General features: G+C 62.8%; 20 protein-coding genes. 15 read left to right on the top strand and 5 right to left on the bottom strand.

Going from position 1 to position 20,884, the window contains the following annotated elements:
• Nucleotides 1–14: 14 nt before the first annotated feature.
• The 4 genes from J0663_RS07505 to hemC all read right to left on the bottom strand — a co-directional run bounded on the left by J0663_RS07505 (nucleotide 15) and on the right by hemC (nucleotide 4,596).
• Complete coding sequence (locus tag J0663_RS07505; protein ID WP_207243797.1) at nucleotides 15–1,634, bottom strand: heme biosynthesis protein HemY; 1,620 nt, start codon at nucleotides 1,632–1,634, stop codon at nucleotides 15–17.
• Nucleotides 1,635–1,638: 4 nt separating this feature from the next.
• Complete coding sequence (locus tag J0663_RS07500) at nucleotides 1,639–2,883, bottom strand: COG4223 family protein (RefSeq protein ID WP_207243796.1); 1,245 nt, start codon at nucleotides 2,881–2,883, stop codon at nucleotides 1,639–1,641.
• 68 nt (nucleotides 2,884–2,951) lie between these two features.
• Nucleotides 2,952–3,659, bottom strand: a complete 708-nt coding sequence (locus tag J0663_RS07495; protein WP_207243795.1) for a uroporphyrinogen-III synthase — start codon at nucleotides 3,657–3,659, stop codon at nucleotides 2,952–2,954.
• A gap of 7 nt (nucleotides 3,660–3,666) precedes the next feature.
• On the bottom strand, nucleotides 3,667–4,596 hold the full coding sequence (gene hemC, locus J0663_RS07490) for a hydroxymethylbilane synthase (protein ID WP_207243794.1): 930 nt from the start codon (nucleotides 4,594–4,596) through the stop codon (nucleotides 3,667–3,669).
• Nucleotides 4,597–4,667: 71 nt separating this feature from the next.
• Between hemC and tsaD the strand changes: the two genes are divergently transcribed.
• The 5 genes from tsaD to J0663_RS07465 are packed head-to-tail and all read left to right on the top strand — an operon-like array spanning nucleotide 4,668 to nucleotide 8,145.
• Nucleotides 4,668–5,777, top strand: a complete 1,110-nt coding sequence (gene tsaD / locus J0663_RS07485) for a tRNA (adenosine(37)-N6)-threonylcarbamoyltransferase complex transferase subunit TsaD (protein ID WP_207243793.1) — start codon at nucleotides 4,668–4,670, stop codon at nucleotides 5,775–5,777.
• Nucleotides 5,774–6,757, top strand: coding sequence for an NAD(P)H-dependent glycerol-3-phosphate dehydrogenase (locus J0663_RS07480; RefSeq protein WP_207243792.1), 984 nt, complete (start codon nucleotides 5,774–5,776; stop codon nucleotides 6,755–6,757). Before tsaD ends, J0663_RS07480 begins: the two co-directional genes overlap by 4 nt.
• Nucleotides 6,758–6,767: 10 nt before the next feature.
• Nucleotides 6,768–7,061, top strand: coding sequence for a YciI-like protein (locus J0663_RS07475; RefSeq protein ID WP_207243791.1), 294 nt, complete (start codon nucleotides 6,768–6,770; stop codon nucleotides 7,059–7,061).
• A gap of 2 nt (nucleotides 7,062–7,063) precedes the next feature.
• Nucleotides 7,064–7,495 carry an EVE domain-containing protein gene (locus J0663_RS07470; RefSeq protein WP_207243790.1) on the top strand — a complete coding sequence of 144 codons (432 nt, stop codon included), beginning with the start codon at nucleotides 7,064–7,066 and terminating at the stop codon, nucleotides 7,493–7,495.
• Nucleotides 7,492–8,145 (top strand): class I SAM-dependent methyltransferase, encoded by a 654-nt coding sequence (locus tag J0663_RS07465; protein WP_207243789.1) that lies wholly within the window; start codon nucleotides 7,492–7,494, stop codon nucleotides 8,143–8,145. The genes J0663_RS07470 and J0663_RS07465 overlap by 4 nt, the downstream gene beginning before the upstream one ends.
• Here the strand turns inward: J0663_RS07465 and J0663_RS07460 are convergent.
• Nucleotides 8,142–8,633 (bottom strand): hypothetical protein, encoded by a 492-nt coding sequence (locus J0663_RS07460; protein ID WP_207243788.1) that lies wholly within the window; start codon nucleotides 8,631–8,633, stop codon nucleotides 8,142–8,144. The two genes, J0663_RS07465 and J0663_RS07460, sit on opposite strands and share 4 nt — an antisense overlap.
• Nucleotides 8,634–8,946: 313 nt before the next feature.
• Between J0663_RS07460 and sdhC the strand changes: the two genes are divergently transcribed.
• The 10 genes from sdhC to J0663_RS07410 all read left to right on the top strand — a co-directional run bounded on the left by sdhC (nucleotide 8,947) and on the right by J0663_RS07410 (nucleotide 20,874).
• Nucleotides 8,947–9,342 (top strand): succinate dehydrogenase, cytochrome b556 subunit, encoded by a 396-nt coding sequence (sdhC, locus tag J0663_RS07455; RefSeq protein ID WP_207243787.1) that lies wholly within the window; start codon nucleotides 8,947–8,949, stop codon nucleotides 9,340–9,342.
• A 10-nt stretch (nucleotides 9,343–9,352) separates the two neighbouring features.
• Nucleotides 9,353–9,733 (top strand): succinate dehydrogenase, hydrophobic membrane anchor protein, encoded by a 381-nt coding sequence (gene sdhD, locus J0663_RS07450; protein ID WP_037142070.1) that lies wholly within the window; start codon nucleotides 9,353–9,355, stop codon nucleotides 9,731–9,733.
• Nucleotides 9,734–9,740: 7 nt separating this feature from the next.
• Entirely contained in the window at nucleotides 9,741–11,582 is a 1,842-nt protein-coding gene (gene sdhA / locus J0663_RS07445) for a succinate dehydrogenase flavoprotein subunit (protein ID WP_207243786.1), read from the top strand.
• Nucleotides 11,583–11,600: 18 nt separating this feature from the next.
• A complete protein-coding gene (locus J0663_RS07440) occupies nucleotides 11,601–12,380 on the top strand; it encodes a succinate dehydrogenase iron-sulfur subunit (RefSeq protein WP_207243785.1) in 780 nt (259 codons plus the stop codon).
• A gap of 306 nt (nucleotides 12,381–12,686) precedes the next feature.
• Nucleotides 12,687–13,205 (top strand): protease inhibitor Inh/omp19 family protein, encoded by a 519-nt coding sequence (locus J0663_RS07435; RefSeq protein WP_207243784.1) that lies wholly within the window; start codon nucleotides 12,687–12,689, stop codon nucleotides 13,203–13,205.
• A 62-nt stretch (nucleotides 13,206–13,267) separates the two neighbouring features.
• Entirely contained in the window at nucleotides 13,268–14,431 is a 1,164-nt protein-coding gene (zapE, locus tag J0663_RS07430) for a cell division protein ZapE (RefSeq protein WP_207243783.1), read from the top strand.
• A 176-nt stretch (nucleotides 14,432–14,607) separates the two neighbouring features.
• Nucleotides 14,608–15,570, top strand: a complete 963-nt coding sequence (gene mdh / locus J0663_RS07425; RefSeq protein WP_004679265.1) for a malate dehydrogenase — start codon at nucleotides 14,608–14,610, stop codon at nucleotides 15,568–15,570.
• Nucleotides 15,571–15,604: 34 nt separating this feature from the next.
• Entirely contained in the window at nucleotides 15,605–16,798 is a 1,194-nt protein-coding gene (gene sucC, locus J0663_RS07420) for an ADP-forming succinate--CoA ligase subunit beta (RefSeq protein WP_207243782.1), read from the top strand.
• A gap of 17 nt (nucleotides 16,799–16,815) precedes the next feature.
• Complete coding sequence (gene sucD / locus J0663_RS07415; protein ID WP_207243781.1) at nucleotides 16,816–17,718, top strand: succinate--CoA ligase subunit alpha; 903 nt, start codon at nucleotides 16,816–16,818, stop codon at nucleotides 17,716–17,718.
• A gap of 171 nt (nucleotides 17,719–17,889) precedes the next feature.
• On the top strand, nucleotides 17,890–20,874 hold the full coding sequence (locus J0663_RS07410; RefSeq protein ID WP_207243780.1) for a 2-oxoglutarate dehydrogenase E1 component: 2,985 nt from the start codon (nucleotides 17,890–17,892) through the stop codon (nucleotides 20,872–20,874).
• The last annotated feature ends 10 nt before the right edge of the window (nucleotides 20,875–20,884 follow it).

The raw sequence follows: 20,884 nt of genomic DNA, 5'->3' as shown, positions 1-20,884 counted from the left end.
GGTTTCGTTCCATTTCAGAAAAGGCGGAGCCGTGTCTTGGGTTCCGGTTCCACCTTGGGATCGCGAACGCCGGGATCATCCGGCAGCCCGCCGAAGAACGGCTTTGCTTCATTCGGTGCTGCCGCCTTATCGCTGACGGAGGGCTCCACGGTTTTTGGTTTCGCCGGCGTTCGTGTCGGCGCCGGGGCAGGGCGCACAGCTTCGGCAATCGTTGCCGCGCGTTCAAGTTCGATAATGCGATGGTCGTTGACCGGGCTTTCCGGCCTGACGTCACGTAGCGGCGGCAAGGTCTTCAAGGCGGTTTCGATCGCAGCCGGCGCCGAACCGTCTTCGAGCGGTCCCTCGATCTGGCCGAAAGGCGCCTTCCATTCGAAGGCGTCGAGACGGCCGGTAACGGGCGACACCGGCAGCCATTTGTCGGAGACGAAACCGTCGGCCACCCAGGCGGGATCGCGCGGCGCCTTCAGCGCCTGGGCCAACCAGTGGCGCACGCGGCCCTGGTCGCCGGTCTCGGCTTCCTCGATGTCGGCCAGAAGCAGGAAGGCGGCTTCACGCGGCTCGATGCGTGCCGCCGCTTCCGCCTTGGCGCGCGCCTTGGCGAATTCCTGCGCGTCGAGCGCCGCCTGGGCAACGACCAGAAGGGATTCGACATTGTTCGGCCGCATCGCTTCCAGCCGCTCGGCGCGCTTCAGCCGGTCGAGCGTGGAATCGCCGCTGCGGGCTCTGACATAGGCCTGGCCGATCTCGGGATGAGGTCCGGATTTCCATGCCTGTTCGAGGATGGAAGCCGCCTTGCGCAGGCCGCCTTCGCGGAACAATGCCTTCGCGGCAACGAGGGTGGCCGGAATGAAATCGGCGGCAAGCTTCAGTGCCTGCAGGGCATCGTCGCGGGCGCCGGCCGGATTGCTTTCCAACTTCTCGGCGGCGCGCGCCGTCAGGAGCACGGCGTGCAGGCGGTTGGCCTCGGCCTTTTCGACGACGCGAGCGGCCTTCTGCTGTTCGAGCAGACGGATTGCATCGTCCCAGCGGCCGGCCTGGCTGCGATATTCGAGCGTCGCCTGTGCGGCCCACGGCAGGTAGGGCGCGTTGTCGGCAGCCTTCTCGGCATATTGGCGGGCGGCCTCGTTGGCGCCAAGGCGGCGGGCTTCCAGATAGAGGCCGCGCAAGCCGAGCTCACGCGTCTCGGGATCGTTGGCCATGGCTTCGAACTTGGCGCGCGCCTCGTCATGCCGGCCTTCGATCAGGGCAGCCTGGGCCTCGAGCAGGTTGATCAGCGGCTCCTGATCGGCGCGGATGAGGCCGCGCGAGCGGGCCGCCATCTTGCGCGCGAGCAACGCATTGCCGGCGCCGGCGGCAATCAGGCCGGTCGACAGCGCCTGATAGCCGCGGTCGCGCTTGCGGGCGCGGAAATAGCGGGTCACCGAATGCGGCGAGGTCCAGACCAGCCGGACGAACCACCAGGCGATCATGACGGCGGCGATGAGGGCGATGATCGCGCTCACGGCAACGATCAGCTTCGTCTGATAGATCTGGCCTTCCCAGACCAAGGAGAGATCGCCGGGACGATCGGCGAACCAGGAGAAGCCGTAGGCGAGAAGCAACACGAGAACGGCGAAGACGACAAGCCTGATCATGGTCTCACCCTTCCTTGCCGGTGCCGGTGACTGCCTTCGACAATGCCCCGCCGACCAACTCTTCGACGCGGATGCGCGCCTCCAGCGACTGCTTGAAGGCGGCGGAGACCTGCTTGCCGGGAGCGGGCAGGTTGTTCCATTCGGAGGAAGCACCGGGCAGATCGCCGTTCTTCACCTTGTCCTCCATGCGGGCGGCGATCGCTTCGATGTTTTCGCCTTCGATGTTGCCGACGGGGCGGACGGTGACCAGCGATTTCGCGCTCGCCATCAGCCGGTCCGACCAGCTCTGGTTCGGGTCCGGCTGGTTGACGGCTTCGACGATGGCGGTCGCAACGTCGGGAACCTGACGGATCAGCTCGGCACGGGAGGGAACGCCGGTCTCGGCAAAAGCGCGCAGGTCGGCAACGGCGGGATCGTCGGGTGCGACGCCGGCGAAAGTGTCGAGCTCGGCCAGGAACGGACCGCCGCGATCGATCGCCGCCTTGAGGGCAGCAGCCGCGATCGCGCGGGCAACGGCGACATCTTCGCGCGGCTCGTTCAGCTTCCTCTCGGCCTCGTCGAGGCGCTTGGCGATATCGGCGCCACTGGTCGTCTGCTGCTCGGAAGACTGAGCGAGCGTCGCGCGCAGCTGGTCGAGCTGGCTGCTCAGCTCCGCAATCTTCTGGTTGAGTGCCTCGACGTTTGCCGAATCGCCCGGCGCGCCGGCTGCCGGCGCCGCTGTTTCCAGCGCGGCGATGCGCTTTTCAAGCGCGGCGTCGTCGCCGCTCGCCGGGCTGGCGGCAAGATTGGCGACGGTCTGTTTCAGGCCGTCGATCTCGCCGGAAAGGTCGGCGATCTCGGGCGAGGACGTTTGTTGCGAGGAGGAACCCGGGAGGTAACCGGCATATTGAATGGCGCCTGCGCCAAGCAGGGCGACGAGGCCGCCGAAGATGCCGGCCGCGATAAGGCTTGAGGTAGCGGCGCCTCTTGGCGCTGCCTGTTCGGGGGCAGGCGTAAAGGCAGGCTCAGGCGACCGTTCTTCCCGGGCCTCGGCCACCGGATCGTCTTCCTGTTCGGAGGGCGGCGCAATATCCGTTTCAGGCGGCGTGCCGCCATCGTCGGCGATGCCGGGATCATTCTCCGCTGGCTTTTCGGTATAGGCTGCAGAAGCGAATTCCTGTGAATTGAGGTCGATCGTGACCGGCTCGTCGGCGCTCTTGGAATGGCGTGGCGGATTTCCCGATACCATGAGATCCTCTTTATTCTGCATTGCAACGAAACTAGACAGTGATGCCAGTTAAGGGAAGAGGTTAGATCAAATTTGGGCCGCTAAAGCCTTCAAAGCAGCGACAAAAGACTTTTCTCATCCGGCATCGACGAAATCGCGACGTTTTTTCTCAGGGCCGCCGGAATCGCCTGCGCCACTGCCTCGCTGAGGCAGAGAAGGCGGATTGCGTCCTGCTTCCGCAGGGTTGCTCGCAACTGCGGCAGGCGAAAGAAATCGTCGGCTGTCTGCCTGGAATAGAAGAGAATGACGTCCGGTTGGCCGCCCAAAAAAATCGCCGCGATCTCGGCCGGGCCGGGCGCTGCCGGCTGCATACGATAACACTCGGCGACAGAAAAGCGGATGCCGCTTTCGCGCAGCCCTTGCTCGAAAGTCTCGGCGCGCGGCATGCCGGTAAGATAGAGCAAACCGTCCGCACCTTGTGCTGCGACAAGATCGGCAAGATCACGTCCATTGCCGGAAGATACGAAAACCGATTGGAAGCCGAGGCTTTCCGCTTCTTTCGCCGTCGTTTCCCCGACCGCAAAAAGCGGGCGGTCAAGATGCGGGCGAAGGTTCTCGCCAAGTCCTGAAACGACCCGGAGAGCTTCAGCGCTGGTCACCGCGATCGCGCCGCCGGTGGCGGCAAGCGCCTTTGCGGCAGCGGCGGCGTCATGCAGCGGCTGTCGCAGCGGCAGCAGCAGCGGCTCATGACCCATTTCGCGCAGACGTTGTGCGGTTCGCTCGGCTGAATGCGCGGGGCGGGTGACGAGCACGCGCATGTCGGCTTCAGCGCCAGTCGTCGAAGAAAGCGCTGCCGGCTCTGGCGCGCACGTCCTGGCCGGCGCGGGTCCCGAGGGCCGCGGCATCGCGGCGGTGGCCGTCGGTCGTCACCGCATGCTGGCTGCGGCCATCGGGCGTGATGATGAGGCCGGAGAAACGGATCAGGTCGCCTTCACAGACGGCATAACCGCCGATCGGCGTGCGGCAGGAGCCATCAAGAGCCGCGAGAAAGGCGCGTTCGCAGGAGACCGTGTCGAAGGTCGAAGCATCGTTGACGGCCGCCAGCAGATCGTCGACCCTCACATCGCCGATGCGGCTTTCAATACAGATCGCACCCTGGGCCGGCGCCGGCGGGAAGGTGTCGGGTTCGAGAATATCGGTGATCACCTCGACCTTGCCAAGGCGCTTGAGGCCGGCAAGCGCCAGCAGGGTGGCGTCGGCCTGGCCCTCTTCCAGCTTGCGTAGGCGCGTCTCGACCAGGCCGCGGAAGGTGATGACATTGATGTCCGGCCGCATGCGGCGGATAAGCGCCTGCCGGCGGAGCGATGAAGAGCCGACGGTCGCGCCATGCGGCAGGTCGATCAGTTTGCGGGCGGTGCGGCCGACGACGGCGTCGCGGATATCCTCGCGCGGCAGATAGGCGGAGAGATGAAGGCCGTCCGGCAGGTGCGTCGGCATGTCCTTGGCGGAATGCACGGCGAAATCCAGCTCGCCCGCGGCAAGCTTCTGTTCGAGTTCCTCGGTGAAGAGGCCCTTGCCGCCGATCTCGGCCAGCGAGCGGTCGGTGATGCGATCGCCCTTGGTCGTCAGCACGACGATCTCGAACATCTCTTCAGGCAGATTGTGCGCCGCCATCAGCCTGTCACGGGCCTCATGCGCCTGGGCAAGCGCCAGCGGGCTGCCTCGCGTGCCGATCCGGAAAGGTTTTGTTTGCATCCGCTCTGTTCCGTTGTTACCGGAGTTCTCGTAAACGGGTTTCCGTTCTATCGCAATCAACGAACAGGCTCATGGTTCCCTATCTGCGTATCCTTGGCATTGAAACGAGCTGCGACGAGACCGCCGCCGCCGTTGTCGAGCGCGATGCAAAAGGGCATTCCAATGTTCTCTCCGATGTCGTGCTTTCCCAGCTCGACGAGCATAGCGCCTATGGCGGCGTGGTGCCGGAGATTGCCGCACGCGCCCATGTCGAGGCGCTGGACGAGCTCATCGAGGAGGCGCTGAAGCGCGCCAATGTGTCGCTGGCCGATATCGACGCCGTCGCCGCCACTTCGGGGCCGGGGCTGATCGGCGGACTGCTTGTGGGGCTGATGACCGGCAAGGCAATCGCCAGGGCCGCCGGCAAACCGCTTTACGCGGTCAACCATCTCGAGGGCCACGCGCTGACGGCACGGCTGACGGACGGGCTTTCATTTCCCTATCTGATGCTGCTCGTCTCCGGCGGCCATACCCAGCTCATCCTGGTGCGCGGCGTCGGAGAATATGAGCGCTGGGGCACGACGATCGACGATGCGCTCGGCGAAGCCTTCGACAAGACGGCGAAGCTGCTTGGGCTTCCCTATCCCGGCGGGCCGGCCGTCGAGCGGATGGCGCGGGATGGGAATGCCGATCGTTTCGATTTTCCGCGCCCGCTCGTCGGCGAGGCACGGCTCGACTTTTCCTTCTCCGGCCTGAAGACGGCGGTGCGGCAAGCCGCACAAGAGATCGCGCCGCTCAGCGATCAGGACGTTGCTGATATCTGCGCCTCGTTCCAGAAGGCGATTTCGCGCACGCTGAAGGACCGCATCGGTCGTGGCCTGCGGCGGTTCAAGACGGAATTTGCGGCGACGTTCCCGGCTGCCGGCGAGAAACCGGCGCTCGTCGTTGCCGGCGGTGTCGCCGCCAATCTCGAACTGCGCGGCACATTGCAGGCACTTTGCGACAAGAATGGCTTCCGTTTCATTGCACCGCCGCTGCATCTCTGCACCGACAATGCCGTGATGATCGCCTGGGCGGGACTGGAGCGCATGGCCACAGGTGCTCAGCCCGACGCGCTCGACGTGCAGCCGCGTTCGCGCTGGCCGCTCGATTCCAAGGCGGAAACGCTGATCGGTTTTGGAAAACGAGGGGCCAAGGCATGAGCGAAACGATCGCCGTCGTCGGATCGGGTGCTTTCGGCACGGCGCTTGCCACCGTCATCGCCCTTGCCGGCCGCAGTGCGGTAACGCTCGTCGGGCGCGATCCATCGTTGATCGCCGACCTGAAGAGCGAACGGTTGCATGATGCGGTGCTGCCCGGCATTACCCTGCCCGACACCCTGGAATTTTCCGCCGAGGCTGAGGCGGTCGCCAGCGCCTCGATCGTGCTTTTTGCGATGCCGTCGCAGGCCCAGGCCGATGCGGCGCGGCAATACGGCCCCTATCTTGCGAAGGATGCCATCCTCGTCACCTGCGCCAAGGGCATCGAACGGGCGACCGGAAATCTTTTGACCGACATGCTGGAGCGGGAACTGCCGGGCCACAGCATCGCCGTGCTCTCCGGTCCGGGCTTTGCCGCCGACATCGCCAAAGGCCTGCCGACGGCAATGGCGATCGCAGCGGCGGATATGGAGACCGCGGAGCGGCTCGCGCAGGCGATATCAGGCCGGACCTTCCGGCTCTACGCCTCCGACGATCGGATCGGCGTGCAGCTCGGCGGCGCGCTGAAGAACGTGCTGGCGATCGCCTGCGGCATTGTCGAAGGCCGGGGCATCGGTGATTCCGCACGCGCGGCGCTGATTGCGCGCGGGCTTGCGGAAATGTCGCGTTTCGTGGTGGCCAAGGGCGGGAAGGCGGATACGGTGCGCGGGCTTTCCGGTCTCGGCGATCTGGTGCTGACGGCAACGAGCCATCAATCGCGTAACCTGCGCTTCGGCATTGCGCTCGGACGCGGCGAAAAAGCCGATCCCTTGCAAGGCCCGTTGGTCGAAGGCGCGCTCGCCGCCTCGATCGCTTCCCGGCTTGCGGCGGAATTGGCGATCAGCATGCCGATAACCGACGCCGTCTCTGCCATCATCGACGGCAGGCTCGAGATATCAGACGCCATCGAGCAGTTGATGACGCGTCCCATCACCACCGAATAGGAGAACAGACTTGCTTTTCGCCCTTCTCTGCAAAGACAAGCCGGGACATCTGAACATCCGCCTGGAGACGCGGCCGACGCATCTCGACTATCTCAACAAGCTCAATGCCGAAGGCAAGCTCGCCATGGCCGGTCCCTTCCTCGACGACGAAGGCAAGGCCTGCGGCAGCCTGGTCATGGTGACGGCTGAGACGGCGGAAGAAGCTAAGGCGCTCGGCGATGCCGACCCCTACGCCAAGGCAGGGTTGTTTGAAAGCGTCGAGGTCAAACCCTTCAACTGGGTCTTCAACAAACCGGAGGCATAAGCATGGCGCACTGGCTCTATAAATCCGAGCCGGCCTCCTGGTCGTGGGAGCAGCAGAAGGCTGCCGGCGACAAGGGCACGGAATGGACGGGCGTGCGCAATTATCTGGCGCGCAACAATATGCGGGCGATGCAGATCGGCGACAAGGGCTTCTTCTACCATTCCAATGACGGGCTGGAGATCGTTGGCATTGTCGAGGTCTGCGCGCTGTCACATCCCGATTCCACCGCCAAAGGCGATCCGAAGTGGGATTGCGTCGATATTCGCGCCGTCATGGACATGCCGAAGCCGGTGACACTGAAGGACGTGAAGGCGAGCGACAAGCTCGCCAAGATGTCGCTCGTCACCTCAATGCGGCTTTCGGTGCAGCCGGTGACCGAGGACGAATATCTCGAAATCTGCCGCATGGGCGGGCTGGACAACCCGCCGCGTTGAAAACCGATCCGGAAGCCTTCATCCGTGCCAATACCAGCGTGATGGCGCCGCCGCACGTACCGGAGATTTCGCTGCATCTCGCAAGCGAGGCGCATGAACTCTGGCTGAAGACGGAGGAGGAGCTGGAGGCGATCGGCCTGCCGCCGCCCTTCTGGGCTTTCGCCTGGGCGGGCGGGCAGGGGCTGGCGCGCTATGTTCTCGATCATCCGGAGACGGTGCGCGGGAAGCGCGTGCTGGATTTCGCCAGCGGTTCCGGCCTCGTTGGCATTGCGGCGGTCATTGCTGGCGCCCTCGAGGTTACCGCCAGCGATATCGATCCCTGGGCGGAAACGGCGATCCGGCTGAATGCGGCGGTCAATAGGGTTTCACTCGGATTTGCCGGCGCCGATCTCATCGGACAGGCAGTCGATGCGGATATCGTGCTTGCCGGCGATGTTTTCTACGAGCGGGCTTTTGCCGATGCGCTCGTGCCTTGGTTTGACCGGCTGGTCGCCGAAGGCAAGCCGGTGCTCGTCGGCGATCCCGGGCGCAGCTACCTGCCTCGGGATCGATTGGAGTTTTGCGCGGTCTATCAGGTTCCGGTGACGCGGGCGCTGGAGGACAGCGAAATCAAGAAGACGACCGTTTGGCGCTTTGCCTCAAATATTTAAGGCCGGATGACGCAGACATTGGCCTCATAGGCGCAAGGATCGTCCTGGACGGCGACGTCGATGACTTTCGCCTTCGGCGCCAGCGGCTCAGGCCGGACGGGGGAGGAGAAGCCGTAGCCATAACCGCCGACATAGGTGCCGCCGTCGACCTGATAGGCATAGGAAGAGCCGGAATAGGTGTCGCCGCTGTCGGCCGGCGCCTGGGGCACGACGACAATGAGATTGCTGCGGACCACGCGATTTGTCGCTGCTGACGAATAGCGGGTCAGCATCGGCATCCGGTTTCGGCCGTGGCGATGCGCATAGAAATCGTTGAAGCGGATGCCGCGATTGCGCCAGCTCACCTGTTTGCCGAGAAGCAATCCGCCGTGGAAAGCGTGGCGATGCCCGAAAAATCGATCATCATGACGACGTTCGCCCGCTGTGGCGGGAAGTGCGGCAAGTGCTGCGAGCGCGAGCAGGGTGACTGCGGACAGACTACGAGACATGGCGCCGGTCTCCGGAAATCCAATCGTTAACAAATCTTTAACGCGAGATTGCGCCAAAACCGGCAGCTTGTCCATTATCGCCGGAAGAGCGGCAGGAATATTGAGTGCAAAAGACGAGTTTGAATGAGCCGCAGACTTCGCGGTAACCCGAATCGATTAAATTAAATGCAGACAGCGATTGTGCTTGTCGTCCGGCTTTTCCGTGAGTAAACGTCGCAATTGATGCAACGCACACAGAAAATTTCGTCATTCGTGTGGTTGACTGAGCATGCTCCGGAAAACGGGAGCGCAGAGAAGCCGCCGCGAGGTTCTGATGGCGAACGTGACAAATAACCGGCCCCTGTCGCCGCATTTGCAAGTCTACAAGCTTATTCCCACCATGGTCATGTCCATCGTCCACCGCATCACCGGTGGTGCGCTTTACGTTGGCACGCTGCTCGTCGCCTGGTGGCTGATCGCGGCCGCAAGCGGCCAGGGCTCTTACGACTGGGCCAACTGGGTGCTCGGCAGTCTTCTCGGCAAGCTCGTGCTTCTCGGTTATACCTGGGCATTGCTGCACCACATGCTCGGCGGGTTCCGCCATCTCATGTGGGACCTCGGCTACGGTTTCGAGAAGGAAGTCTCGACCAAGCTTGCCATCGCCAACATTGTCGGGTCGCTCTGTCTGACCGTTCTGGTCTGGGTGATCGGTTTCCTCATTCGCTTCTGAAGGTCCTCTCATGGATATGCGCACCCCCCTCGGCAAAGTTCGCGGGCTCGGCTCCGCCAAGGAAGGCACGAGCCATTTCTGGCGTCAGCGGCTGACGGCCGTCTCCAATATTCCGCTCATCCTCTTCTTCGTCATCTTCATGATCGCCTATGCCGGCGCGCCCTATGCGGACGTGGTTCGCGCGCTGTCCAACCCCTTTGTCGCCGTCGTCATGGGATTGATGGTGATCTCCGGCGTCGTCCATATGAAGCTCGGCATGCAGGTGATCATTGAGGATTACGTGCACGGCGAATTCGGCAAGATCGCCCTTTTGATGCTGAACACGTTCTTTGCGATCGTGATCGCCGGCCTCTGTCTCTTCGCCATTCTGAAAATCGCATTCGTAGGATAAGCTCGACATGGCACCGACTTCACCCGCCCAGAACGGCAAGGCCTACAAATATGTCGATCACTCCTACGACGTGATCGTCGTCGGCGCCGGCGGCGCGGGCTTGCGCGCCACGCTCGGCATGGCCGAGCAGGGTTTCCGCACCGCCTGCATCACCAAGGTGTTCCCGACCCGCTCGCACACGGTTGCAGCCCAGGGCGGCATCGCCGCTTCGCTGCGCAACATGACGCCCGACAGCTGGCAGTGGCACCTTTACGACACCGTCAAGGGTTCCGACTGGCTCGGCGACGTCGACGCCATGCAGTATCTCACTATGGAAGCGCCGAAGGCGGTCTATGAGCTCGAGCATTATGGCGTGCCGTTCTCGCGCAACGAAGAAGGCAAGATCTACCAGCGCCCGTTCGGCGGCCACATGCAGAATTACGGCGAGGGCCCGCCGGTGCAGCGCACCTGCGCCGTCGCCGACCGCACCGGCCACGCCATCCTGCACACGCTTTACGGCCAGTCGCTGCGCCACAACGCAGAATTCTTCATCGAGTATTTCGCGCTCGATCTGATCATGTCGGAAGACGGCAGCCGCTGCACCGGCGTCGTCGCCTGGTGCCTCGATGACGGCACAATTCATCGCTTCGCCGCCAAGATGGTGGTGCTGGCGACCGGCGGCTACGGCCGCGCCTATTTTTCGGCGACATCAGCCCATACCTGCACCGGAGACGGCGGCGGCATGGTGGCGCGCGCCGGCCTGCCGCTGCAGGACATGGAATTCGTGCAGTTCCATCCGACCGGCATCTATGGTTCGGGCTGTCTGATTACCGAGGGAGCCCGCGGCGAAGGCGGCTACCTCGTCAATTCCGAGGGCGAACGCTTCATGGAGCGTTACGCGCCGTCGGCCAAGGACCTTGCGTCGCGCGACGTCGTCTCGCGCTGCATGACGCTCGAGATCCGCGAAGGCCGCGGCGTCGGCAAAAACAAGGATCACATCTTCCTGCATCTCGACCATCTCGATCCGGCCGTGCTGCATGAGCGGCTGCCGGGCATTTCCGAGAGCGCCAAGATTTTTGCCGGCGTCGACGTCACGCGAGAGCCGATCCCGGTTCTGCCGACCGTTCATTACAATATGGGTGGCATTCCGACCAACTATTGGGGCGAAGTGCTGAATGCCGACGGCGCCAATCCGGAACGGATCATCCCCGGCCTGATGGCCGTCGGCGAAGCAGGCTGCGCCTCGGTGCACGGCGCCAACCGCCTCGGTTCCAACTCGCTGATCGACCTCGTGGTCTTCGGCCGTGCCGCCGCAATCCGCGCCGGCGAGGTCATCGACCGCGCAGCCCCGGTTCCCCATCTCAATGTCGCGGCCTGCGACAAGATCATGGACCGCTTCGACGGCCTGCGTCACGCCAGCGGCGGCACGCCGACGGCTGCGCTTCGCGAGAAGATGCAGCGCGCCATGCAGGAAGACGCCGCGGTGTTCCGCACCCAGGAATCGCTGGAATCCGGTTGCCGGCGCATTTCGGCGATCTGGCAGGAAATGGCCGATCTCAAGGTCACCGACCGTTCGATGGTCTGGAACTCCGACCTCGTGGAAACGCTCGAACTGCAGAACCTGATGGCCAACGCCATCACGACGATCTACGGCGCCGAAGCCCGCAAGGAAAGCCGCGGTTCGCATGCCCGCGAGGACTATACCGAGGGGGCATTCTCCGGCCGTGACGACGTCAACTGGCGCAAGCATACGCTTGCCTGGGTGAACGAGGCGGGCGATGTGAAGCTCGATTACCGGCCGGTCCACACCGAACTGATCGCCGACGGCATCGATCCGCACAAGATCGAGCCGAAAGCGCGCGTCTACTGATTTCAAGAGGAACCTGGCATGGTTGAACTCGCTCTCCCCAAGAATTCTCAGATGCGCGAAGGCAAGGTCTGGCCGAAGCCGGCGGGTGCGACGAACACCCGCGAGTTCCGCGTCTACCGCTGGAGCCCGGATGACGGTCAGAACCCGTCGATCGACACCTTCTATATCGATGTCGACGATTGCGGCCCGATGGTGCTCGACGGCCTGCTCTACGTCAAGAACAAGATCGACCCGACGCTGACGCTGCGCCGCTCCTGTCGCGAGGGCATCTGCGGCTCCTGCGCGATGAATATCGACGGCACGAACACGCTTGCCTGCACCAAGGGCCTCGACGACATCAAGGGCGCTGTGAAGGTCTATCCGCTGCCGCATATGCCCGTCGTCAAGGACCTGGTTCCCGACCTCACCAACTTCTATGCCCAGCATCGTTCGATCGAGCCCTGGCTGAAAACCGTGTCGCCGGCGCCGGCCACGGAATGGAAGCAGAGCCACGAGGACCGACAAAAGCTCGACGGTCTCTACGAATGCATCCTCTGCGCCTGCTGCTCGACTTCCTGTCCGAGCTACTGGTGGAACGGCGACCGCTACCTCGGCCCGGCCGTTCTGCTGCAGGCCTATCGCTGGCTTATCGATTCCAGAGACGAGGCGACCGGCGAGCGTCTGGACAATCTCGAGGATCCGTTCCGACTCTACCGCTGCCACACGATCATGAACTGTGCGCAGACCTGCCCGAAGGGCCTCAACCCGGCCAAGGCGATCGCCGAAATCAAGAAGATGATGGTCGAGCGCCGGGTTTAGTCGGCGTTGTAGCCGATGACGGAATAGATGGCTTCGATCCCGAAGCCGTCGCGGGTTGAGGTCGAGGCGCTGGCGGGGCGGTCGGCCCGGGATCCTGTCAGAGATGAACGGGCGCAACACCTTGCTGACAAATTCTACGTGCAGGAAGTTTTGCAGCGGGGCAGTTGAACCGTATCGTTTTTCGGTTAGTTGTTGTCACGGGCAATTTATGCAGCCCGACTTGATTAACCAAAGCGAATTACGATAATCGGATCTTGTCTCACGTCCGTTTCTCTGCGGTGACAGCCGAATTTCAGGAGTATGATGATGCAGTTGCGATATGCGATGACAGGTCTGGGGGTGGCTCTCGCGCTAGCCGGTTGTCAGCGTACGGCATATGATTACAGCTCCAACTCTCCTAGCGCCGCACCGGCGCCGTTGACGGCGCAGCCGGTTCCCTCAGTGCAGGGCGGGCAGCTTCCGCCGCCAACGGGCGGCTCGCAGTTTCCGGCGGCGCCGACAGCGACGGCGCCGATGCCGGGTGCGCAAGCCGGCGCGGTTGCCGCGAATGCGCTCGATGTCACCAAGGAATCGATGGTCGGAAACTGGCGCGTCAATGGCAGCTGCGACATGTTCCTGACGCTCACCAATCTCGGCAGTGGGTCGCGTGGCGGCACGCGCGGCTGCGTCGGTGAGTTGACGGCGATGGGCTCCTGGGAAGTCGCGGGCAAGCAGGTGCTGCTCAAGGACCGTTCGGGCAACCAGATCGGCAGCGTCTACAAGACGGCCGACAATCGCTTCCAAGGCCAGACGAGTACGGGTCAGCAGATCAGCCTCAGCCGGTAAACCAACGGCGCGGGAAACGATCCGGCGGTTTCCGCCGATGACTGACAGGCGGACATGCCCTCATGCAGCCAATACCAGATTATGCGCTCAGCGTTTGCGAACAGCTTAAATCGCTGACGCTTTCCGGTGCGCTGCAGGTCGATTCCGCCCAGATGAGCGTGGCGAAAAACCTCGATAGGGTGCTTGCCGGGCTGAAGCAGCGGCGGCCGGCGGCAAAATCGAGCGCGCTTGGCTGGCTGTTCGCCGGCAAGAAGAAGCCTGCTGACGGTATCAAGGGGCTCTATATTCACGGCAGCGTCGGACGCGGCAAGACCATGCTGATGGATATGTTCTTCTCGATGGCGCCCTGCCGGAAGAAGCGGCGGGCGCATTTCCACGAATTCATGGCGGATGTGCACAACCGCATTGCGGCGCACCGGCTGAAGCTCAAGAACGGCGAGACGAAGCAGGCCGACCCGATGCCGCCGGTCGCCGCTGCCCTCTACGAGGAAGCGGAGCTCCTCTGCTTCGACGAATTCACGGTCACAGACATTGCCGACGCGATGATCCTGTCGCGGCTGTTCTCCGAGCTCTTCGCGCGGGGATGCGTGCTCGTCGCCACCTCGAATGTCGAGCCTGACAATCTCTATAAGGACGGCCTTAACCGCGGTCTCTTTCTGCCTTTCGTCGCCCTGCTCAAGCAGCATGTCGATGTCGTCACCCTGGATTCGCCGACCGACTATCGGATGGAGAAGCTGAACAGCCAGCCGGTCTATCTGGTGCCGATCAACGAGCACAACGATATGGCGATGGAGGCGTCCTGGACGCAGGCGCTGCATGGGCGCAAGGCGCAGCCCCTCGATATTCCCATGAAAGGGCGCTCCATCCATGTGCCGCTTGCCGTCGACCGCATGGCGCGGTTTTCTTTCGCCGATCTCTGCGACAAGCCACTCGGGGCAACTGATTTTCTTGCCATTGCCGAACGCTTCGACACGGTCTTCATCGAGCGCATTCCTCTGCTCGGCCCGGAAAAGCGGAACCAGATCAAGCGGTTCATCATTCTGGTCGATGCGCTCTATGATCACGCCGTGCGGCTTTACATTTCCGCCGCGGCCATGCCCGAGGAACTGCTCGTGGAACGGCGCGGCACCGAGGGCTTCGAATTCGACCGCACGACATCACGACTTTTCGAAATGAGGAGCGCTGAATATCTTGCGCTGCACCATGAAAAGCGGGCCGCAGAGTAACAATCTGGTGACAAAATATCTTACGTTTACGTAAGAATTTTCCTATCTAAACGATTGAAAATGCTGCATCAAAATTAATGGATTGCCATTTTTAGCCTTTGGGTCTATGCGATTGCGTCATTGAGCGGTGCCTTGCAGCCTCGTTCGACGAATTTGATCGCAAAGGAAACAGCGAAATGGCGCGTAACAAGATCGCACTCATTGGTTCTGGCATGATTGGTGGCACGCTGGCGCATCTCGCCGGCCTGAAGGAGCTGGGCGACATCGTCCTCTTCGACATCGCGGACGGCATTCCCCAGGGCAAGGGCCTAGACATCGCGCAGTCCTCGCCCGTCGAAGGCTTCGACGCCAACCTGACCGGCGCCAGCGACTATTCGGCGATCGAAGGCGCTGATGTCTGCATCGTCACCGCCGGCGTTCCGCGCAAGCCGGGCATGAGCCGCGACGATCTTCTCGGCATCAACCTCAAGGTCATGGAGCAGGTCGGCGCCGGCATCAAGAAGTACGCGCCCAACGCCTTCGTGATCTGCATCACCAACCCGCTCGACGCCATGGTCTGGGCGCTGCAGAAGTTTTCCGGCCTTCCGGCCAACAAGGTCGTCGGCATGGCCGGCGTTCTCGACTCCTCGCGCTTCCGCCTCTTCCTCGCCAAGGAATTCAACGTTTCCGTCCAGGACGTAACGGCCTTCGTTCTCGGCGGCCATGGCGACACGATGGTGCCGCTCGCCCGCTACTCGACCGTCGGCGGCATTCCGCTCACCGACCTCGTTACCATGGGCTGGGTCACCAAGGAGCGCCTCGAAGAAATCATCCAGCGCACCCGTGACGGCGGCGCCGAAATCGTCGGCCTGCTGAAGACGGGCTCGGCCTACTATGCACCGGCTGCCTCGGCGATTGAAATGGCTGAATCCTACCTCAAGGACAAGAAGCGCGTACTGCCCTGCGCTGCCCACCTGACCGGTCAGTACGGCGTCAAGGACATGTATGTCGGCGTTCCCACGGTCATCGGCGCCGGCGGCGTCGAGCGCGTCATCGAGATCGATCTCAACAAGACCGAGAAGGAGGCCTTCGACAAGTCGGTGGCTGCCGTCGCCGGTCTCTGCGAAGCCTGCATCAACATCGCGCCTGCCCTCAAGTAATTGGCGCTGAAGTAATCGAAACAGGGATAGACCCATGAACATTCATGAATATCAGGCCAAGGCTCTGCTGAAGGGCTATGGCGCTCCGGTTGCCGAGGGCGTGGCAATTCTCAAGGTCGAAGAGGCCGAGGCTGCCGCCAAGTCGCTTCCCGGTCCGCTTTACGTGGTCAAGAGCCAGATCCATGCCGGCGGTCGCGGCAAGGGCAAGTTCAAGGAACTGTCGCCGGAAGCCAAGGGCGGCGTGCGTCTCGCCAGGTCGATCGAGGACGTGGTCGCCAACGCCAAGGAAATGCTCGGCAACACGCTGGTGACCGCGCAGACCGGCGAAGCCGGCAAGCAGGTCAACCGCCTCTACATCGAGGACGGCGCCGACATCGAACGCGAACTCTATTGCTCGCTGCTGGTCGACCGCTCGGTCGGCAAGGTCGCCTTCGTTGTCTCCACCGAAGGCGGCATGGACATCGAGGCTGTCGCCCACGACACGCCTGAGAAGATCCAGACGATCGCCATCGACCCGGAAGCCGGCGTAACGGCCGCCGACGTGGCCAAGATCTCCGCCGCGCTCAAGCTCGAAGGTGCTGCCGCGGAAGACGCCAAGTCGCTCTTCCCGCTGCTTTACAGGGCGTTCAACGAGAAGGACATGTCGCTTCTCGAAATCAATCCGCTGATCGTCATGAAGAATGGCCATCTGCGCGTTCTCGACGCGAAGATGTCCTTCGACGGCAACGCGCTCTTCCGTCACGACGACGTCAGGACGCTGCGCGACGAAACCGAAGAGGACGCCAAGGAAATCGAGGCTTCCAAGTGGGACCTCGCCTATGTCGCGCTCGACGGCAATATCGGCTGCATGGTCAACGGCGCGGGCCTTGCCATGGCGACGATGGACATCATCAAGCTCTACGGCAAGGAGCCGGCCAATTTCTGCGACGTCGGCGGTGGCGCCGGCAAGGAGAAGGTCGCTGCGGCCTTCAAGATCATCACCGCCGACCCCAAGGTCGAAGGCATTCTCGTCAACATCTTCGGCGGCATCATGAAGTGCGACGTTATCGCCGAGGGCGTCATTGCCGCAGTCAAGGAAGTCGGCCTGAAGGTTCCGCTCGTCGTGCGCCTTGAAGGCACCAATGTCGAGCTTGGCAAGAAGATCCTGAACGAGTCGGGTCTCGCGATCACGGCGGCCGACGACTTGGACGATGCCGCCAAGAAGATCGTCGCGGCGATCAACGGCTAATTTGAGGGATCGAAAGAATGTCTATTCTCGTCAACAAAGACACCAAGGTCCTCGTTCAGGGTCTGACCGGCAAGACCGGCACGTTCCACACCGAACAGGCGCTCGCCTATTACGGCACCCAGATGGTCGGCGGTATCCACCCGAAGAAGGGCGGCGAAACCTGGACCGGCGCCAAGGGCGAAAGCCTGCCGATCTTTGCGACCGTGGCCGAAGGCAAGGAAAAGACCGGCGCCGACGCGACCGTCATCTACGTTCCGCCGGCAGGCGCCGCCGACGCCATCATCGAGGCGATCGACGCCGAGATCCCGTTCATCACCTGCATCACCGAAGGCATCCCGGTCATGGACATGGTGCGCGTCAAGGCTCGCCTCGACCGCTCCAGCTCGCGTCTGCTCGGGCCCAACTGCCCGGGCATCCTGACGCCGGAAGAATGCAAGATCGGCATCATGCCGGGCTCGATCTTCCGCAAGGGTTCGGTCGGTATCGTTTCCCGCTCGGGCACGCTGACCTACGAAGCCGTCTTCCAGACCTCCAATGAAGGGCTCGGCCAGACGACGGCCGTCGGCATCGGCGGCGACCCGGTCAAGGGCACCGAGTTCATCGACGTGCTCGAGATGTTCCTGGCCGACGAAGCCACGCAGTCGATCATCATGATCGGCGAAATCGGCGGCTCGGCTGAAGAAGATGCGGCTCAGTTCCTCAAGGACGAAGCCAAGAAGGGCCGCAAGAAGCCGATGGCCGGCTTCATCGCCGGCCGTACCGCACCGAAGGGCCGCACCATGGGCCATGCCGGCGCTGTCGTCTCCGGCGGCAAGGGCGACGCGGAATCGAAGATCGCGGCGATGGAATCGGCAGGCATCAAGGTGTCGCCGTCGCCGGCCCGCCTCGGCAAGACGCTGGTTGAAGTCCTCAAGGGCTGAAGCCACTTTACAGGCCGGGCGGAGGAACGGCATCTGCGCCTTCCGCCCGGTTCGAAAACATCAGACCAGCAGATGCGCCGCGGACAGGCGGCGAACGGAATGCGGCAGCCGGCGATCAATCCGGCAAAATCATCACAGTCAGGAGGCGGACGGAAGCGTTCGCATATCACCATGGCACGGCAAGAAGCCAACGAGCAGTTTCAGATCACCTCGTTTCTGGATGGCGCCAACGCGGCCTATATCGAGCAGCTCTATGCGCGCTACGAAGAGGATCCGGCGTCGGTGGATGATCAGTGGCGCACTTTCTTCAAGGCGCTGGAAGACGATCCTGCCGATGTGAAGAAGGCGGCCAAGGGTGCTTCCTGGCGCAAGAAGAACTGGCCGCTGCAGGCCGGCGGCGATCTGGTGTCGGCGCTCGACGGTGACTGGGGCATCGTCGAGAAGGTGATCGAGACCAAGGTGAAGGCGAAGGCCGCCGCCGAGGGCAAGCCCGCCGATGGCACCGACGTGCTGCAGGCGACGCGCGATTCCGTTCGCGCCATCATGATGATCCGCGCCTACCGCATGCGCGGCCATCTGCATGCCAAGCTCGATCCGCTCGGCATCGCCGCGGCCGTCGACGACTATCGCGAGCTTTCGCCGGAAAATTACGGCTTCACATCAGCCGATTACGATCGCAAAATCTTCATCGACAACGTGCTCGGCCTGGAATACGCGACCCTCAGGGAAATGATCGAGATCCTCGAGCGCACCTACTGTTCGACGCTCGGCGTTGAATTCATGCACATCTCCAATCCTGAGGAGAAGGCCTGGATCCAGGAGCGCATTGAAGGCCCTGACAAGGGCGTGGCGTTCTCCGCTGAAGGTAAGAAGGCGATCCTTGCGAAGCTCGTCGAAGCCGAAGGTTACGAGCAGTTCCTCGACGTCAAGTTCAAGGGCACCAAGCGCTTCGGCCTCGATGGCGGTGAATCGCTGATCCCGGCGCTCGAACAGATCCTGAAGCGCGGCGGCCATCTCGGCCTCAAGGAAGCCGTGTTCGGCATGGCCCATCGCGGCCGCCTGAACGTGCTCTCCCAGGTCATGGGCAAGCCGCACCGCGCCATCTTCCACGAATTCAAGGGCGGCTCCTACGCACCCGATGAAGTCGAAGGCTCCGGCGACGTCAAGTACCATCTCGGTGCATCCTCCGACCGTGAATTCGATGGCAACAAGGTGCACGTTTCGCTGACCGCGAACCCCTCGCATCTCGAAATCGTCGATCCCGTCGTCATGGGCAAGGCCCGCGCCAAGCAGGATATGAGCGCCACCGTCTGGGACGGCGACATCATTCCGCTCTCCGAACGCGCAAAGGTTCTGCCGCTCCTGATCCACGGCGACGCGGCCTTTGCCGGCCAGGGCGTCATTGCTGAAATACTCGGCCTGTCCGGTCTGCGCGGCCACCGTGTTGCCGGCACCATGCACGTCATCATCAACAACCAGATCGGCTTTACGACGAACCCTGCCTTTTCGCGCTCGTCGCCCTATCCGTCCGACGTCGCCAAGATGATCGAAGCCCCGATCCTGCACGTCAACGGCGACGATCCGGAAGCCGTGGTTTATGCGGCCAAGATCGCCACCGAATTCCGCATGAAGTTCCACAAGCCTGTGGTGCTCGACATGTTCTGCTATCGCCGCTACGGCCACAATGAAGGCGACGAGCCGTCCTTCACGCAGCCGAAGATGTACAAGGTCATTCGCGGCCACAAGACGGTGCTGCAGCTCTATGCCGAGCGCCTCGTTGCCGAAGGCCTGCTCACCGACGGCGAAGTCGAGAAGATGAAGGCCGATTGGCGCGCGCATCTCGAGCAGGAGTTCGATGCGGGCCAGCACTACAAGCCGAACAAGGCCGACTGGCTTGATGGTGAATGGTCGGGCCTGCGCACCGCCGACAATGCCGACGAGCAGCGCCGCGGCAAGACCGCTATGCCGATGAAGACGCTGAAGGAGATCGGCCGCAAACTCTCGGAGATCCCGGCTGGCTTCAATGCGCACCGCACGATCCAGCGTTTCATGGAAAACCGCGCCAACATGATCGCCAGCGGCGAGGGCATCGACTGGGCGATGGCCGAAGCGCTGGCTTTCGGTTCGCTCGTCGTCGAAGGCCACAAGATCCGCCTGTCCGGTCAGGACTGCGAACGCGGCACCTTCTCGCAGCGTCATTCGGTCCTCTACGATCAGGAAACCGAAGAGCGCTACATTCCGCTCGCCAATCTTGCGCCGACGCAGGCCCGTTACGAAGTCATCAACTCGATGCTTTCGGAAGAAGCCGTTCTCGGCTTCGAATACGGCTATTCGCTGGCCCGCCCGAACGCGCTGACGCTCTGGGAGGCGCAGTTCGGCGATTTCGCCAACGGCGCGCAGGTGGTGTTCGACCAGTTCATCTCGTCGGGCGAACGCAAGTGGCTGCGCATGTCCGGCCTCGTCTGCCTGCTGCCGCACGGTTATGAGGGTCAGGGGCCGGAGCACTCCTCGGCTCGCCTGGAACGTTTCCTGCAGCTCTGTGCGGAAGACAACATGCAGGTCGCCAACGTCACGACGCCGGCGAACTACTTCCACATCCTGCGCCGGCAGCTGAAGCGCGACTTCCGCAAGCCGCTGATCCTGATGACGCCGAAGTCGCTGCTGCGCCACAAGCGGGCCGTCTCCACGCTTGCCGAACTGGCCGGCGAATCGGCTTTCCATCGCCTGCTGTGGGACGATGCCGAGGTGATCAAGGACGGCCCGATCAAGCTGCAGAAGGACAACAAGATCCGCCGCGTCGTCATGTGCTCCGGCAAGGTCTATTACGATCTTCTCGAAGAGCGCGAAAAGCGCGGTATCGACGACATCTATCTCCTGCGCGTCGAACAGCTCTATCCGTTCCCGGCAAAGGCGCTCATCAACGAGCTGTCGCGATTCCGCAATGCCGAGATGGTCTGGTGCCAGGAAGAGCCGAAGAACATGGGCGCATGGTCGTTCATCGACCCGTTCCTCGAATGGGTGCTTGCCCATATCGATGCGAAATACCAGCGCGTCCGTTACACCGGCCGCCCGGCTGCCGCTTCGCCGGCGACGGGCCTGATGTCGAAACATCTGTCGCAGCTCGCCGCGTTCCTCGAGGATGCACTGGGCGGTTAAGGCAAGGGGG

Source organism: Rhizobium lentis (assembly GCF_017352135.1).
In the GTDB taxonomy this organism is placed as follows: Bacteria; Pseudomonadota; Alphaproteobacteria; order Rhizobiales; family Rhizobiaceae; genus Rhizobium; species Rhizobium lentis.
Note: the sequence above shows the minus strand (reverse complement) of the source record. Positions and strands in the feature narration are given on the sequence as shown.